11 protein-coding genes and 1 riboswitch are annotated in these 14,293 nt (G+C 73.0%); of the genes, 10 read left to right on the top strand and 1 reads right to left on the bottom strand.

Annotation, left to right across the window (positions count from 1 at the left end; translation table 11 throughout):
• Nucleotides 1-173 precede the first annotated feature (173 nt).
• The 6 genes from shc to ACGF5U_RS21265 all read left to right on the top strand — a co-directional run bounded on the left by shc (nucleotide 174) and on the right by ACGF5U_RS21265 (nucleotide 6,350).
• Nucleotides 174-2,165, top strand: coding sequence for a squalene--hopene cyclase (gene shc / locus ACGF5U_RS21240; protein WP_392711488.1), 1,992 nt, complete (start codon nucleotides 174-176; stop codon nucleotides 2,163-2,165).
• Entirely contained in the window at nucleotides 2,165-2,833 is a 669-nt protein-coding gene (locus ACGF5U_RS21245; protein ID WP_392711489.1) for a 1-hydroxy-2-methyl-2-butenyl 4-diphosphate reductase, read from the top strand. The genes shc and ACGF5U_RS21245 overlap by 1 nt, the downstream gene beginning before the upstream one ends.
• 5 nt (nucleotides 2,834-2,838) lie before the next feature.
• On the top strand, nucleotides 2,839-3,861 hold the full coding sequence (hpnH, locus tag ACGF5U_RS21250) for an adenosyl-hopene transferase HpnH (RefSeq protein ID WP_392711490.1): 1,023 nt from the start codon (nucleotides 2,839-2,841) through the stop codon (nucleotides 3,859-3,861).
• 196 nt (nucleotides 3,862-4,057) lie between these two features.
• Nucleotides 4,058-5,440 carry an aspartate aminotransferase family protein gene (locus ACGF5U_RS21255; protein ID WP_392711910.1) on the top strand — a complete coding sequence of 461 codons (1,383 nt, stop codon included), beginning with the start codon at nucleotides 4,058-4,060 and terminating at the stop codon, nucleotides 5,438-5,440.
• 79 nt (nucleotides 5,441-5,519) lie between these two features.
• Nucleotides 5,520-6,137, top strand: coding sequence for a helix-turn-helix domain-containing protein (locus ACGF5U_RS21260; protein WP_392711491.1), 618 nt, complete (start codon nucleotides 5,520-5,522; stop codon nucleotides 6,135-6,137).
• Nucleotides 6,138-6,197: 60 nt separating this feature from the next.
• Entirely contained in the window at nucleotides 6,198-6,350 is a 153-nt protein-coding gene (locus tag ACGF5U_RS21265) for a DUF6126 family protein (protein ID WP_392711492.1), read from the top strand.
• Nucleotides 6,351-6,426: 76 nt separating this feature from the next.
• On the opposite strand, the gene ACGF5U_RS21270 is transcribed toward ACGF5U_RS21265, so the two are convergent.
• Nucleotides 6,427-7,242 carry a tyrosine-protein phosphatase gene (locus tag ACGF5U_RS21270; RefSeq protein WP_392711493.1) on the bottom strand — a complete coding sequence of 272 codons (816 nt, stop codon included), beginning with the start codon at nucleotides 7,240-7,242 and terminating at the stop codon, nucleotides 6,427-6,429.
• Nucleotides 7,243-7,911: 669 nt separating this feature from the next.
• A riboswitch (cyclic di-AMP (ydaO/yuaA leader) is annotated at nucleotides 7,912-8,066 on the top strand.
• 4 nt (nucleotides 8,067-8,070) lie between these two features.
• On the opposite strand from ACGF5U_RS21270, the gene ACGF5U_RS21275 reads away from it, so the two are divergent.
• The 4 genes from ACGF5U_RS21275 to ACGF5U_RS21290 all read left to right on the top strand — a co-directional run bounded on the left by ACGF5U_RS21275 (nucleotide 8,071) and on the right by ACGF5U_RS21290 (nucleotide 14,287).
• Entirely contained in the window at nucleotides 8,071-9,051 is a 981-nt protein-coding gene (locus tag ACGF5U_RS21275; RefSeq protein ID WP_392711494.1) for a peptidoglycan DD-metalloendopeptidase family protein, read from the top strand.
• Between the two features lie 194 nt (nucleotides 9,052-9,245).
• Nucleotides 9,246-10,040: an SGNH/GDSL hydrolase family protein gene (locus ACGF5U_RS21280; RefSeq protein ID WP_392711495.1), complete on the top strand. Its 795-nt coding sequence runs from the start codon at nucleotides 9,246-9,248 to the stop codon at nucleotides 10,038-10,040.
• 292 nt (nucleotides 10,041-10,332) lie between these two features.
• The gene (locus ACGF5U_RS21285; protein ID WP_392711496.1) at nucleotides 10,333-11,586 is read left to right on the top strand and encodes an MBL fold metallo-hydrolase; all 1,254 of its coding nucleotides are present in this window, start codon (nucleotides 10,333-10,335) and stop codon (nucleotides 11,584-11,586) included.
• An 883-nt stretch (nucleotides 11,587-12,469) separates the two neighbouring features.
• Nucleotides 12,470-14,287: a sensor histidine kinase gene (locus tag ACGF5U_RS21290; RefSeq protein WP_392711497.1), complete on the top strand. Its 1,818-nt coding sequence runs from the start codon at nucleotides 12,470-12,472 to the stop codon at nucleotides 14,285-14,287.
• The last annotated feature ends 6 nt before the right edge of the window (nucleotides 14,288-14,293 follow it).

Here is a 14,293-nt window from a genome sequence, read left to right on the forward strand (position 1 = left end):
GGGGGGGGGGGGGGGGGGGCCGCGCGCCCGGGCCCGTGGGCTGTCTCGACCCCCCCACACCCCCCCACCCCCCCCCCCCGGGGGGGGGGGCCCGGGGGGGGGGGCCCCCCCGGCCCCCCCCCCCGACGGCAGACCCACAGGAGCAGGACACCGACTGCAACAGAGGGGAAGCCATGACAGCGACGACCGACGGAAGCACCGGGGCCCGCGCGCCCCGGGCCGAAGCGGCCAGCGAAACGACCGAAAGCACCATCACCGCGGACCAGGTGCGCTCCGCGGCCGCCCGCGCCGCGGAGCGCTCCACCGCGTACCTCCTCGCCCGCCAGGACGCCGAGGGCTGGTGGAAGGGCGACCTGGAGACCAACGTCACCATGGACGCCGAGGACCTGCTGCTGCGCCAGTTCCTCGGCATCCGCGACGAGCACACCACGCGGGCCGCCGCCCTCCACATCCGGGGCGCCCAGCGCGACGACGGCACCTGGGCCACCTTTCACGGCGGGCCCGGCGAGCTCTCCGCCACCATCGAGGCGTACGTCGCGCTCCGCCTCGCCGGGGACACGCCCGACGCGCCGCACATGGCCCGCGCGTCGGCCTGGATCAGGTCCAGGGGCGGCATCGCCGCCGCCCGCGTCTTCACCCGTATCTGGCTGGCCCTGTTCGGCTGGTGGAAGTGGGACGACCTGCCCGAGCTGCCGCCCGAACTGATCTACCTGCCGCCCTGGTTCCCCCTGAACATCTACGACTTCGGCTGCTGGGCCCGGCAGACCATCGTGCCCCTCACCGTCGTCTCCGCGAAACGCCCGGTCCGCCCGGCCCCCTTCGCCCTGGACGAGCTGCACACCGACCCCGCGTGCCCCAACCCGCCCCGGCCGCTCGCGCCGGCGACCGGCTGGGAAGGGCTGTTCCAGCGCCTCGACAAGGCCCTGCACGCCTACCGCAAGGTGGCGCCCCGCCGACTGCGCCGCGCCGCGATGAACACCGCGGCCCGCTGGATCGTCGAACGGCAGGAGAACGACGGCTGCTGGGGCGGCATCCAGCCGCCGGCCGTGTACTCGATCATCGCGCTGCACCTCCTCGGCTACGACCTGGAGCACCCCGTGCTCCGCGCCGGCCTGGAGTCCCTCGACCGGTTCGCCGTGTGGCGCGACGACGGAGCCCGCATGATCGAGGCGTGCCAGTCACCCGTCTGGGACACCTGCCTGGCCACCATCGCGCTCGCCGACGCCGGACTGCGCCCCGACCACCCCGCCCTCGTCAAGGCCGCCGACTGGATGCTCGGCGAGGAGATCGTCCGCCCCGGCGACTGGGCCGTACGCAAGCCCTCCCTCCCGCCCGGCGGCTGGGCGTTCGAGTTCCACAACGACAACTACCCCGACATCGACGACACCGCCGAGGTCATCCTGGCGCTGCGCCGTGTCCGGCATCCCGACCCGGCGCGGGTCGACGCCGCCGTCGCGCGAGGCGGCCGCTGGACCCTCGGCATGCAGTCCCGCGACGGCGCCTGGGCCGCCTTCGACGCCGACAACACGAGCCCGTTCCCCAACCGGCTGCCGTTCTGCGACTTCGGCGAGGTCATCGACCCGCCGTCCGCCGACGTCACCGCCCACGTGGTGGAGATGCTCGCCTACGAGGGCAAGGCCGCCCACCCCCGTACCCGCAGGGGCATCGCGTGGCTGCTCGCCGAACAGGAGGCGTCCGGCGCCTGGTTCGGACGGTGGGGCGTCAACTACGTGTACGGCACCGGCTCGGTGGTGCCGGCGCTCGTCGCGGCCGGCCTGCCCACCGGGCACCCGGCGATCCGGCGGGCCGTCGCCTGGCTGGAGTCCGTGCAGAACGAGGACGGCGGCTGGGGCGAGGACCTGCGCTCGTACCGAGAGGACCGGTGGATCGGCCGGGGCGCCTCCACCGCGTCGCAGACCGCGTGGGCGCTGATCGCGCTCCTCGCGGCCGGCGAGCGGGAATCCGACGCGGTCCGGCGGGGCGTGACATGGCTCGCCGGGACACAGCGCGCCGACGGTTCCTGGGACGAGCCGTACTTCACGGGAACCGGCTTCCCCTGGGACTTCTCCATCAACTACCACCTGTACCGGCAGGTCTTCCCGCTGACCGCGCTGGGCAGATACCTGCACGGCGAACCCGCCGTCGGCCGCCGCGAGGAGGGCTGATGCCGGCAGAACCGGAACCCTCCCGGCCCACCCCCGGCGCCGGCCCCGCCGCCCCGCCGGTCCCGCCCCTGGTGATCGCCTGCGCGCTCGGCATCGAGCGGTTCGCACTGCGCGGCGGCGCGCTCGGCCCCGTGACGGTCGTCCGCACCGGCATGGGTCCCGTCAACGCGCGCCGCGCCGTGACCGCCGCCCTGACCGGTCCGCTGCGCGGCGCCGCGGTCGTCGCCTCCGGCTTCTGCGCCGGGCTGGCCCCCGGCATGCACCCCGGCGACCTGGTCGTCGCCGACGAGACGCGCGGCGCCGACGGGGTCACCGTCTGCACCGGTACGGAGCTGCTGGTCGACGCCGTCGCCCGCGCCGTACCGGGCCGTACCGTCCACACCGGCCCGCTGACCGGCTCCGACCACGTCGTCCGCGGACAGGAGCGCGCCGCGCTGCGCGCCACCGGCGCCCTCGCCGTCGACATGGAGTCCGCCGCGACCCTGCGCACCGCGCTGGGCCGGGGACCGCGCCCGGTTGCCGCCGTACGAGTGGTCGTGGACGCCCCGGAGCACGAACTGGTCCGCATCGGCACGGTACGCGGTGGAATATCGGCTTTCCGTGTTCTTCGTGCCGTCCTTCCCGCATTCTTCGAATGGCACCGTTCCTTGCTGCTCCCCAGGAGGTGAGCCAGATGGCCATGCCGCTTCGCCAGACCCTCCGGGTCGGGACCTATCTGCTCGAACAGAAGCTCCGCAAGCGCGACAAGTTCCCCCTCATCGTCGAGCTGGAACCCCTCTACGCGTGCAACCTCAAGTGCGAGGGCTGCGGCAAGATCCAGCACCCCGCCGGAGTGCTGAAGCAGCGCATGCCGGTCGCCCAGGCGGTCGGAGCGGTGCTGGAGTCCGGGGCGCCCATGGTGTCCATCGCCGGCGGCGAGCCCCTGATGCACCCGAGGATCGACGAGATCGTCCGCCAGTTGGTGGCGAAGAAGAAGTACGTCTTCCTCTGCACGAACGCCCTGCTGCTGCGCAAGAGGATCGAGGACTTCACCCCTTCGCCGTACTTCGCGTTCGCCGTGCACATCGACGGCCTGCGGGAACGGCACGACGAGTCGGTGGCCAAGGAAGGGGTGTTCGACGAGGCGGTGGAGGCCATCAAGGAGGCCCAGCGGCGCGGATTCCGGGTCACCACCAATTCCACCTTCTTCAACACCGACACCCCGCAGACGGTCATCGAGGTGCTCAACTTCCTCAATGACGAACTGAAGGTGGACGAGATGATGATCTCGCCCGCGTACGCGTACGAGAAGGCGCCCGACCAGGAGCACTTCCTCGGCGTTGAGCAGACACGCGAACTGTTCAGGAAGGCGTTCGCGGGCGGCAACAGGCGGCGCTGGAGGCTCAACCATTCGCCGCTCTTCCTCGACTTCCTCGAAGGCAAGGCCGACTTCGCCTGCACGGCGTGGGCGATTCCCAACTACTCCCTCTTCGGCTGGCAGCGGCCCTGCTACCTGATGAGCGACGGATACGTCTCCACGTACCGCGAGCTCATCGAGGACACCGACTGGAGCAGGTACGGCCGCGGCAAGGACCCGCGCTGCGCCAACTGCATGGCCCACTGCGGCTACGAACCCACCGCCGTCCTGGCCACCATGGGGTCGCTGCGCGAGTCGCTGCGCGCCGCCCGCGAGACCGTCTCGGGCACCCGTGACTGACGACCGCCGGGCGAGGGGACCGCGCGGGGCGAGGGCAGTGGAACGGCACGTGGAACAGCACGTGCAACCGAGCGTGGTACCGGACGTGGCGCCGGAGGTGACGGGGGGCGTGGCGCCGCGCGCGGCCGGGGCCCCGGCGCCGGCAGCGGCCACCGCCGTCGACGCCAAGCCTGACGCGGGACCGGGCACGGGCCCTCTGAAGGAGTTCGACCTGGCGCGACTGCTCGCTGAACGCTCTGCGGAGCGCTACGAACTGCACGCCAGGCACCTCAACCCCCAGCTGCCCCGCATGCTGCGCGCCATCGGCTTCGACAAGGTCTACGAACGGGCCGAGGGAGCCTACTTCTGGGACACCGAGGGCAACGACTACCTCGACATGCTCGCCGGGTTCGGCGTCATGGGGCTCGGCAGGCACCATCCCGTCGTCCGCAAGGCGGTGCACGACGCCCTCGACGCCTCCCTGGCCGACCTCACCCGGTTCGACTGCCCGCCGCTGCCCGGCCTGCTCGCCGAGAGGCTGCTCGCCCACTCGCCGCACCTGGACCGGGTGTTCTTCTCCAACAGCGGCACCGAAGCCGTGGAGACAGCACTGAAGTTCGCCCGCTGCGCGACCGGCAGACCCAGGGTCGTGCACTGCGCGCACGCCTTCCACGGGCTGACCGCCGGCTCGCTGTCGGTCAACGGCGAGAAGGGTTTCCGGGACGGGTTCGGCCCGCTCCTGCCCGACACCGCGATCGAGCTCGGCGACCTGGACGCCCTGGAGCGCGAACTCAAGCGGGGCGACGTCGCCGCGTTCGTGGTGGAACCCATCCAGGGCAAGGGTGTCCACAGCGCGCCGCCCGGCTTCCTCCGGGCCGCCCAGGAGGTGCTGCACCGGCACAGGGCGCTGCTGATCGCCGACGAGGTGCAGACCGGCCTCGGCAGGACCGGCGACTTCTACGCCTACCAGCACGAGGACGGCGTGGAACCCGACCTGGTGTGCGTCGCCAAGGCGCTCTCCGGCGGCTACGTGCCGGTCGGCGCCACCCTCGGCAAGGACTGGATCTTCAAGAAGGTCTATTCGTCCATGGACCGGGTCCTGGTGCACTCGGCCAGCTTCGGCGCCAACGCCCAGGCCATGGCGGCCGGTCTCGCGGTGCTGGCGGTGATGGACGACGAGGAGATCGTGGCCAACGCCCGCCGTACCGGGGAGCTGCTGAAGTCACGGCTGGCTGCGCTCGTGGACCGCTACGAGCTGCTGCACGACGTGCGCGGGCGCGGCCTGATGATCGGCATCGAGTTCGGCCGGCCGTCGTCGCTGGGGCTGCGTGGCCGCTGGACCATGCTCCAGGCCGCCCGTAAGGGACTCTTCGCGCAGATGGTGGTCGTGCCGCTGCTGCAACGGCACCGCATCCTCACCCAGGTCTCCGGCGACCACCTCGAAGTGATCAAGCTCATCCCGCCGCTCACCATCGGGGAGCGCGAGGTGAACCGGTTCGTGGCCGCGTTCACCGAGGTGATGGACGACGCCCACAGCGGTGGCGGGCTGATCTGGGAGTTCGGCAAGAACCTCGTCAAGCAGGCGGTCGCCAACCGCTGAGGCCGGCGGGCAGAGCGCCGGTTTTTGCCTGTGGGGCAAGAAAATTGCCCCACAGGAGAATTCCTGGCCCAATGGACGCATGAGCACTCCCCAGGGCGAGGGGGCCGAGGCGCTGCCCGAGGTCGCACCGCGGCTGCGCGGCCTGCGCCGCCGCCGAGGCCTCACGCTGGAGGCGGCCGCGCAGCGCGCCGGACTGTCCCCGGCGCATCTGTCCCGGCTGGAGACCGGCCGTCGCCAGCCTTCCCTGCCGATGCTGCTCGGCCTCGCTCGTGTCTACGGTACGACGGTCTCCGAGCTGCTGGGCGAGGCCGCCCCCGAACGTGATCCGATCGTTCGCGCGGGGCGCGCCGAGCCGGTCGTCGCGGACGGCTGGACGTACCACCAGGCGGGCGGGGCCGGCCGCGCCATGCAGGCGCTCCGCGTCCAGCTGCCCGCCCCGCCCGCCGACGGCCGGGACGACACCGTCCGCGTCCACCCGGGGGAGGAGTGGCTGTACGTCCTGCACGGCAGGGTGCGGCTGGCGCTGGGGGACGCCGTGCATGTGCTCGACCCGGGCGACAGCGCCCAGTTCGACTCGCTGACCCCGCACCGCATCAGGGCCGCCGGACGGGGCGGCGCCGAGCTGCTGTTCGTCCACACCCTGCTGCGGAGCGCGGCAGCCGACCTGTGCCTCGGCGGCGGTACCCACCGGCGCTGATCCGCTCCCCCTTCCCCGCCCCCCGGTCAGCGGGAGGGCGACCTGCCCGAGAGGTGCGTCATGTCCGAGAACCCGGCTGCCCTGCCGCCCACCCACGAGGAGCGGAGATTCCCCCGTGGGCTGATCATCCGGCTCTTCGCCTATCTGGTGGCGGGCCACCTCTTCGCGGCCTTCCTCTACCTGCTGTTCCTGCTCGGCGGCCAGAACCGGTGAGGCGGCGCCCCGCAGCCGGGCGAGGCGGCTCGCTCCGGGCGGGTGCGCGAGGCGCGCCCGGCAGGCGCCGGGGCGATCAGTCGCCGTCGAGGAGACGGTCGCGCAGCCGCTCCCGGGTGGCCGGCGTCAGGCGCAGGCCGTCGGTGAGGTAGCGCTCGGTCGTGCCCCAGGTCTCCTCGATCGCGGTGAAGGCCGTGGCGAGGTACTCGGCCCGTGCGTCGAACAGGGGGCTCAGCAGCTCCATCACCTCGGGGGACATGCCGCCGGGGGCGTTGGCGCCGCGCCGCACCTTGTACCGGCGGTGCGGGTCGTTGGACTTGAGGTAGTCCTCCTCGATGGCGTCGCGCTCCACGCCCACCGCGAGCAGGGCCACCGCTATGGACAGGCCGGCCCGGTCCTTGCCGGCGGCGCAGTGCATCAGCGCGGGGACGCTGTCCTCCGCGAGCGCGTGGAGCACCTGGCTGTGCTCGGCGGTACGGGTGGTGATGATGGCGCGGTACGCGTCGGTCATTCTCGCCGCCGCCTTGCCGTCGGCCAGCAGATCGCGCAGCTGGTGGATGTCCCCGTCGCGCACCATCGTCCAGAACTCGGCGCCGTCGGCCGGGTCGGTGAGCGGGATGTTCACGTTCCGTACGCCGGGCAGCTCGACGTCCGGACCCTCCAGCTTCTGGTCGGCGGCGTTGCGGAAGTCGAAGACGGTGTGGAGCCCCAGCGAGGACAGGAACACGGTGTCGCCGTCGGTGGCGTGCGCGAGGTGCCCGCTGCGGTAGAGCCGGCCATGGCGCACCCGGCGCCCGTCCATGGTCGGCAGCCCTCCCACATCGCGGAAGTTCCGCACCCCGCTCAGCTCGGGCTCGGTCGACGACGGGACGTGCGGGAGCTGCTGCGTCACGGGGGCTCCTCCGTGTCTGCCGTCGGCGACGGCCGCCGACGATGTCGCGGATCTGACGATACGACATCGGTTCCTGGGGCAATCATCTCCGTGCGGCTCGTACATCCGTGGCCCGGGTGATGGCGGTGTATCGCCGCTGACGAGTTCGACATCCGTCATGTAGGCAATTGTCCCATGTTGCACCGGTTCGGGCGGGCGCGACGACCGCAGCGGGCGCCGCACCGGCCCCCGAGTCGACAGCGACGCCCGATGCGGCGGTCTGTCCTTATTCACCATGATTTGCCCATGGGGTCGTACGGCGATCGGGAGGCGGCCGTGGTCCGACTCCGAGCCGTTGATTCCACTTGCTCGCGTTCATGTGATCTCGTCGCCTCATGGGCCTTCTGTCCGAATTGGCGTATAAGGCATAACGTGCCCCGGTAGCAAGGGAGATGGGTCCGACCACGTGAGCAGCGTCATAAACGTGACGGTCCGTGGTGGGCCGCCCCGCCGAAATCCCATGCCCACGGCGGGAATTCATGATCCGTAATCGACGGAGGGTGACCGGAATTCCGAGCCGAATTCATCGACGGGAAAGGGCGGCTGAAACCATCCGCTTGTTCCCGTCGTCCTGACTCGTTTACGGTCACGGTCAATCCGGACGGAACGCCGAATCCTGCCGCCGCCCGGAATTCGCACCCACCCACGTGTGGCAGGAGCGGGGGACCCAGGTAGTACGCCGGACGGGAATTCCCGGACGGCTCGGGGTGAAGTCGCGCCACCGCGCGACCGGGCATCTCCAGCCCGAACCCGACAGCTCACCTCGCAGGCGCCGGAGAGGAATTCGCCATGCCCGCGAAGGGTAAGCACCGCCGTCCCAAGTCCAGCTCCCTCACCCGCGGTTTCGTCGCCGCCGGCACGGGCGGCGCCGCCATCGCGCTGCCGCTCCTCGGTGCGACCGGCGCCCACGCCGCCCCGCAGAGCGCCCCGACCGCCGCGCAGACGGTCGCCTCCGTCACCGTCGCCCCCGCCGCCGCCCCGGCCGCGCTGGATGCCGCGAAGCCCGCGCCCCGGACGTACACCGTGGTCGCCGGCGACTACCTCGCCAAGATCGCCCACAAGAAGAACGTCAAGGGCGGCTGGCAGAAGCTGTACCAGGACAACCGCGAGGCCATCGGCGAGGACCCGTCGCTGATCCACCCGGGGCTCAAGCTCACCCTCGGCGCGAAGAACACCGCCAAGGCGACCCCGCAGAAGGCCGCCAAGGCCAAGGCCGCCGAGAAGAAGGCCGCCAAGCCGAAGGCCGAGAAGAAGGCCGCCGACACCCGGAAGGCCGACACCCGCTCCTCGCGGTCCGCCGCCAAGTCCCCGGCCCCCGCGCCGGCTCAGGACTCCGGCTCCACCCAGGCCGCCCAGAGCACCGCCTCCGGCTGGACCTCCCCGGTCTCCGCCGGCGTCACCACCCCGTACCGTGCCTCCGGTTCCATGTGGTCCTCCGGTTACCACACCGGCGTGGACTTCGCGGCCTCCGCCGGCTCCACCGTCAAGGCCGTCGGCGCCGGAACCGTCGTCTCGGCCGGCTGGAGCGGCGCGTACGGCAACGAGGTCGTCATCCAGCACGCCGACGGCGCCTACTCGCAGTACGCCCACCTCTCCTCGCTGTCCGTCTCTGCCGGTCAGAGCGTGAGCGGCGGCCAGCAGATCGGCCTGTCCGGCTCGACCGGCAACTCCACCGGCCCGCACCTGCACTTCGAGATCCGCACCAGCCCGAGCTACGGCTCGGACATCGACCCGCTGGCGTACCTCCGCCAGCACGGCGTGGCCATCTGACGCACCCCCGGACGCGCTTCCGGCGCGCACTCCTGAACACGGTTCTGCCCGGCACCACCTGCGAGGTGCCGGGCAGAACCGCGTCACGGCCCCCTTCCCGCCTGGCCGGATCCCGACCGGTGGTAAAGATCACCTCCCGTCAACCCCTCCTTACGGTCGCGTAGGTCACATCCACCGGGGAAAGATGTGCTCCCGTGGCAGACGATTCGACATTGAGAGACAGTGACGCATTCGGGTCGTACGTGGCGATCGGCGACAGCTTCACCGAAGGCGTGGGCGACCCCGGCCCCGACGGGCGGTTCGTCGGCTGGGCGGACCGCCTCGCGGTCCTGCTCGCCGACCGCATCCCGGAGCCCGAGTCGTTCCGGTACGCCAACCTCGCCGTACGGGGAAGGCTCCTCGACCAGATCGTCGAGGAGCAGGTGCCGCGCGCCAAGGAGCTCGCCCCCGAACTCGTGACCTTCTGCGCGGGCGGCAACGACATCATCCGGCCCGGCAGCGACCCCGACGACGTCGCCGAACGCTTCGAACGGGCCGTCGCCGAACTCGCCGCCGTCGTCGGCACGGTCGTCGTGACCACCGGCTTCGACACGCGCGGCGTACCCGTCCTGCGGCATCTGCGCGGCAAGATCGCCACCTACAACGGCCACGTACGGGCGGTCGCCGACCGCTACGGCTGCCCGGTGCTCGACCTGTGGTCGCTCAGGTCCGTCCAGGACAGGCGTGCCTGGGACGGCGACCGGCTGCACCTGTCGGCCGAGGGCCACACCCGGGTCGCCCTCCGCGCGGGCCAGGTCCTCGGCCTGGAGGTCCCCGCCGACCCCGACCAGCCGTGGCCGCCGCTCCCGCCGCGCGGCCCGCTGGAGGAGCGCCGCGACGACATCAACTGGGCCCGCGAGTACCTGGTCCCGTGGATCGGCCGCCGCCTGCGCGGCGAGTCGTCCGGCGACCACGTGTCGGCCAAGCGCCCGGACCTGATGCCGTTGTAGAGGACGGCGCCGGCGCGGGCCGCCCGCCCGGGACGTCCCGCGCCGGCGTTCCGCGCTCCAGCGCGGCCGGTCGCCCCGGGCCGCCGCTGCCGCGTACGGCCCAGACCGCGCCTCCCGCTTCCGCCTCCGGGCCCGCCTTCCGCCTCCGCCCGCTTCCGCCTCCGCCCCCGGGCCGTGTCCGCCACCGCCTCTGCCGGGCCGCGTCCGCCCGCGGCCGGCCCCGCGAAAGATCCCCGGCCGCGTTGTCGCACCCCCTGCCCATAATGGAAGGACTCGAGCCCCTGGAGGTGCTGTGACCGGCGCTGACGCTGTGCGCCCGGTGCGCAACCGGCTGCGTTCCCGCCTGCGCTCCCTGCGGCCCGCCGCCTTCGGCGCGGACGCCACGGGAGAGCGCCTGGAGCGGATCCTCCGTTCGCCGAACTTCGCGGACGGCGTGTTCCGGAACCCGGACGGCCCCCGGCGCGGACAGAAGGGCTCGGCGGTCGACTTCGCGAAGATCTACTTCGACAGGGAGTCACGCCGTCGGCGCGCCCCCGCCGACGCGATACCCCTGCACTCCACGACCGCCGCCGACCTGGCCGGGCCACCGTCCTCGGGGCTGCGCCTCACCTGGATGGGGCATTCCAGCGTCCTCGCCGAGATCGACGGGCGCCGGATCCTGTTCGACCCGGTGTGGGGCGAGCGCTGCTCGCCCTTCTCGTTCGCCGGGCCCCGGCGGCTGCACCCCGTCCCGCTGCCGCTGGCGGCACTGGGCCCGGTGGACGCCGTCGTCATCTCGCACGATCACTACGACCACCTGGACCTGCCCACGATCCGCGCGCTCGCGACGACCGACACCCTCTTCGCCGTGCCGCTCGGAGCCGGCGCCCATCTGGAGCGGTGGGGCGTGGCCCCGTCCCGGCTGCGCGAACTGGACTGGAACGAGTCGACGGACGTGGGCGACCTGCGGCTCACCGCGACCCCCGCCCGTCACTTCTGCGGCCGGGGCCTGCGCAACCAGCAGCACACCCTGTGGGCGTCCTGGGTCGTCACGGGGCCCGAGCACCGGATCTACCACAGCGGCGACACCGGTTACTTCCCCGGATTCCAGGACATCGGCGCCGCCCACGGGCCGTTCGACGCCACGATGATCCAGATCGGGGCGTACAGCGACTTCTGGCCCGAGAACCACCTGGACCGCACGCCGCTGCCCGGGGCCTGGCCCGATATCCACATGTCGCCGGCTGAGGGAGTGCGGGCCCATCTCGACCTGCAGGGAGGCCGGCCGGGCGGGGTGCTGCTCCCGATTCACTGGGCCACCTTCAACCTGGCTCTCCACGCCTGGGCGGAGCCCGGGGAGTGGACGAAGGACGCGGCCGAGGAGGCCGGCCAGACGGCGGCGTTCCCCCGTCCCGGCGAGCCGTTCGAGCCTGCGGGGAAGCTGCCCGCGGATCCGTGGTGGCGTGAGGTGTCCCAGCACATCGCCCACCCGTGGCGCGGGCCCCGGCCGACGCAGGCCCCCGCCGAGGGGCCCCGGCGCGATCTCGACCTCGCGGGTGATCGGTGACGGCCCGTGAGGGCGCCGTCGGAGGGATCGCGTGCCCGCCGGCTCGACTTCCGAGCGAAGAGCACGACCGCCGCGCGGTGGCCGGGTAGCCGTCCCGGTCGGCCATGCCGGTCGGCTCGGCGCCCCCTGCCCCGTCCCGCGGCGTCCCGTCCTGGCCCGGGGCGGGACGCGTCCCGAGCGGCCGCGAGTCGAGCCGGGTGGGCGGCGACTGCGGGTGGCGGCCGGCGTACGTCGCCGGACGCGAGGCGGGGCGTGGCGCCGGAAGCGGGCTGATACGCGGCCGCACCGTGTACGGAACCCGTGCGACGGCACGACCGTCCGCGGCCCGCGCCCGCGCCCGCGCCCCCAGACTGCGGACCCCGGACTGCGGACCCCGGACTGCGGACCCCGGATTGTGGACCCCCGGATTGTGGACCCCCGGATTGTGGACCCCCGGATTGTGGACCCCGGTTGCGGACCCGGGACTCCGGACTCCCGGCCCCGGACCCGGTGCGCGGGTAGAGACGCGGGCGCACGGTTACGGGCACGCGCCCGCGCGCTCGGCGCGCGTGAAGGTGCGCCTTCGTGCGCCCCGCGCTGCCGCACGCCCTGTGGGCCGGACACGCCCCACGTCCCGGCGGGGGCGGCGGCGGGGTCGCCCTCGCCGCTTCGGCCCGTGCAGCCCGTATGTCATTTCGGGCTTGCGTGCGAGACCTCATACCAGAGCGGGACGCTCGACGGGCAACTTCGGCAACAGCCCCTCACCCGGGAACGGTGGGCGACTACCGTGTGTTGCCGGTGATCAACGGTGGGTGCATCGAACACATGACGCGCCCACCGGTACAACGAGCTGAACACCGTATGAAACGCCGTATCCCGGGGCCCCACGTACCCAAGGACGCTGATGTCTCAACTTCGCGCACCCGCCGCGCGGTCCGACCGCCGTGAGGGCGGGCGGCACGGCCGGTCAGGCGCCCGTTCCCTGTCGAACGACGGGAGGTCGCGCGCCGCGGCACCGTCCCAGGAGACCCGCATACGCTCCCAGCTCCTGCGCGCCTCCGTCCCGCCGACCGTCGTCGCCGTGCTGGGCGGCGCCGGCGCCGTCCTCTTCACGATCCGCTCCACCGGCGCCCGGCCGTCCCCCGCGCTGTGGGCCGCGCTGCTCGGCTCGGCGGCGCTCTCGGTGGCAGCCGTCGCCGCCGCCGTGCTCGGCGCGGACCGCGCGGCCAGGGCCGTACTCGACCGGTGCGGCGCCCTGCGCCGCGACAGCGTCCGCGCCCAGAGCGAACTCCGTGCCGTGGTCGAGCGGCTCCGCGGGGGAGAGCGCCCGGTCGCGCGCGGGGCGCCACCGCCACCTCCGCCCGGCGCCGACGAGTTCGAACTGCTGGCCGATGAACTGCTGCGGTCCCGGGACGCGGCCGTCGCGGCCGTCGTCCAGGCGTCCCAGCTGTCCAGCAGCGTCGGCAACGAGCAGAAGGTCGAGGTCTTCGTCAACCTCGCCCGCCGCCTCCAGTCGCTGGTGCACCGCGAGATCCAGCTCCTGGACGAGCTCGAGAACGAGGTCGAGGACCCGGAGCTGCTCAAGGGCCTGTTCCATGTCGACCACCTCGCCACCCGCATCCGCCGCCATGCCGAGAACCTCGCCGTCCTCGGCGGCGCCATCTCCCGCCGGCAGTGGTCCCACCCGGTCTCCATGACGGAGGTGCTGCGCTCGTCCATCGCCGAGGTCGAGCAGTACCCCCGGGTGAAGCTGGTGCCGCCCATCGACGGCACCCTGCGCGGCCACGCCGTCGCCGACGTCATCCACCTCCTCGCCGAACTCGTCGAGAACGCCACCCTGTTCTCCGCACCGCACACCACGGTCCTGCTGCGCGCCCAGCACGTCACGGCGGGCCTCGCCGTCGAGGTGGAGGACCGCGGCCTGGGCATGCCGGTCAGCGAGCAGACCAAGATGAACGCCCTGCTCTCCGACCCCGACCAGGTGAATGTGGCGCACCTGCTCCAGGACGGCCGGATCGGCCTGTACGTGGTCGCCGCACTGGCCCGCAGGCACGGCATCGCCGTACGGCTGCAGTCCAACATCTACGGCGGGGTCCAGGCCGTCCTCGTCGTGCCGCAGAGCCTGCTCGGCTCCGACTCGACCGGCTCCGGGCTCGGCGGGCAGCCGGCGAGCGTGGGCGCGGGGACGGGACGGGGGACGGGGACGGCCACCGTCGGTGTCCCGCCCGCGACGCCGAGCCCGGCGCCCGCCGGGGTCGTCCCGCCCCAGCCCGTACGCCGGCGCCCCCTCCACGCGGCGAGCGGTCCGCCCGCCATACCGGCCCGGCCGCCGCACGCTCCCGGCACCCACGCCCGGGGCGCCGTCACGTCGGGCACCGGCACGGCCTCCTTCGCCAGTGGTGAGGCCCTGAGCGACGGGGCCCCGAGCGAGGGGGCCTTGAACGACGGCGCCCTGAGCGACGGGCTCCCCGGTGAGGGGCTGCCGGGCGAGGGGCTTTCAGGTGAGGGGAACCGCCCCCGGCTGCCCAAGCGCCGCGCGCAGGAGCACCTCGTTCCGCAGCTGCGCGACGAACCCGTGCGCCGCAGGCGCGAGGAGCACGTCCTGCACGATCCCGGACTGATGGCGGCCTTCCAGCGGGGGATCGGACTGGCCGAGTCCATGCCGCCCCTCGCACCCCAGCCCCATGAACCGCAGCGTCAAGACGAAGCCAACAAGGAGTAGATGCAC

It is taken from the genome of Streptomyces sp. NPDC047886 (assembly GCF_043204435.1).
GTDB lineage: Bacteria > Actinomycetota > Actinomycetes > Streptomycetales > Streptomycetaceae > Streptomyces.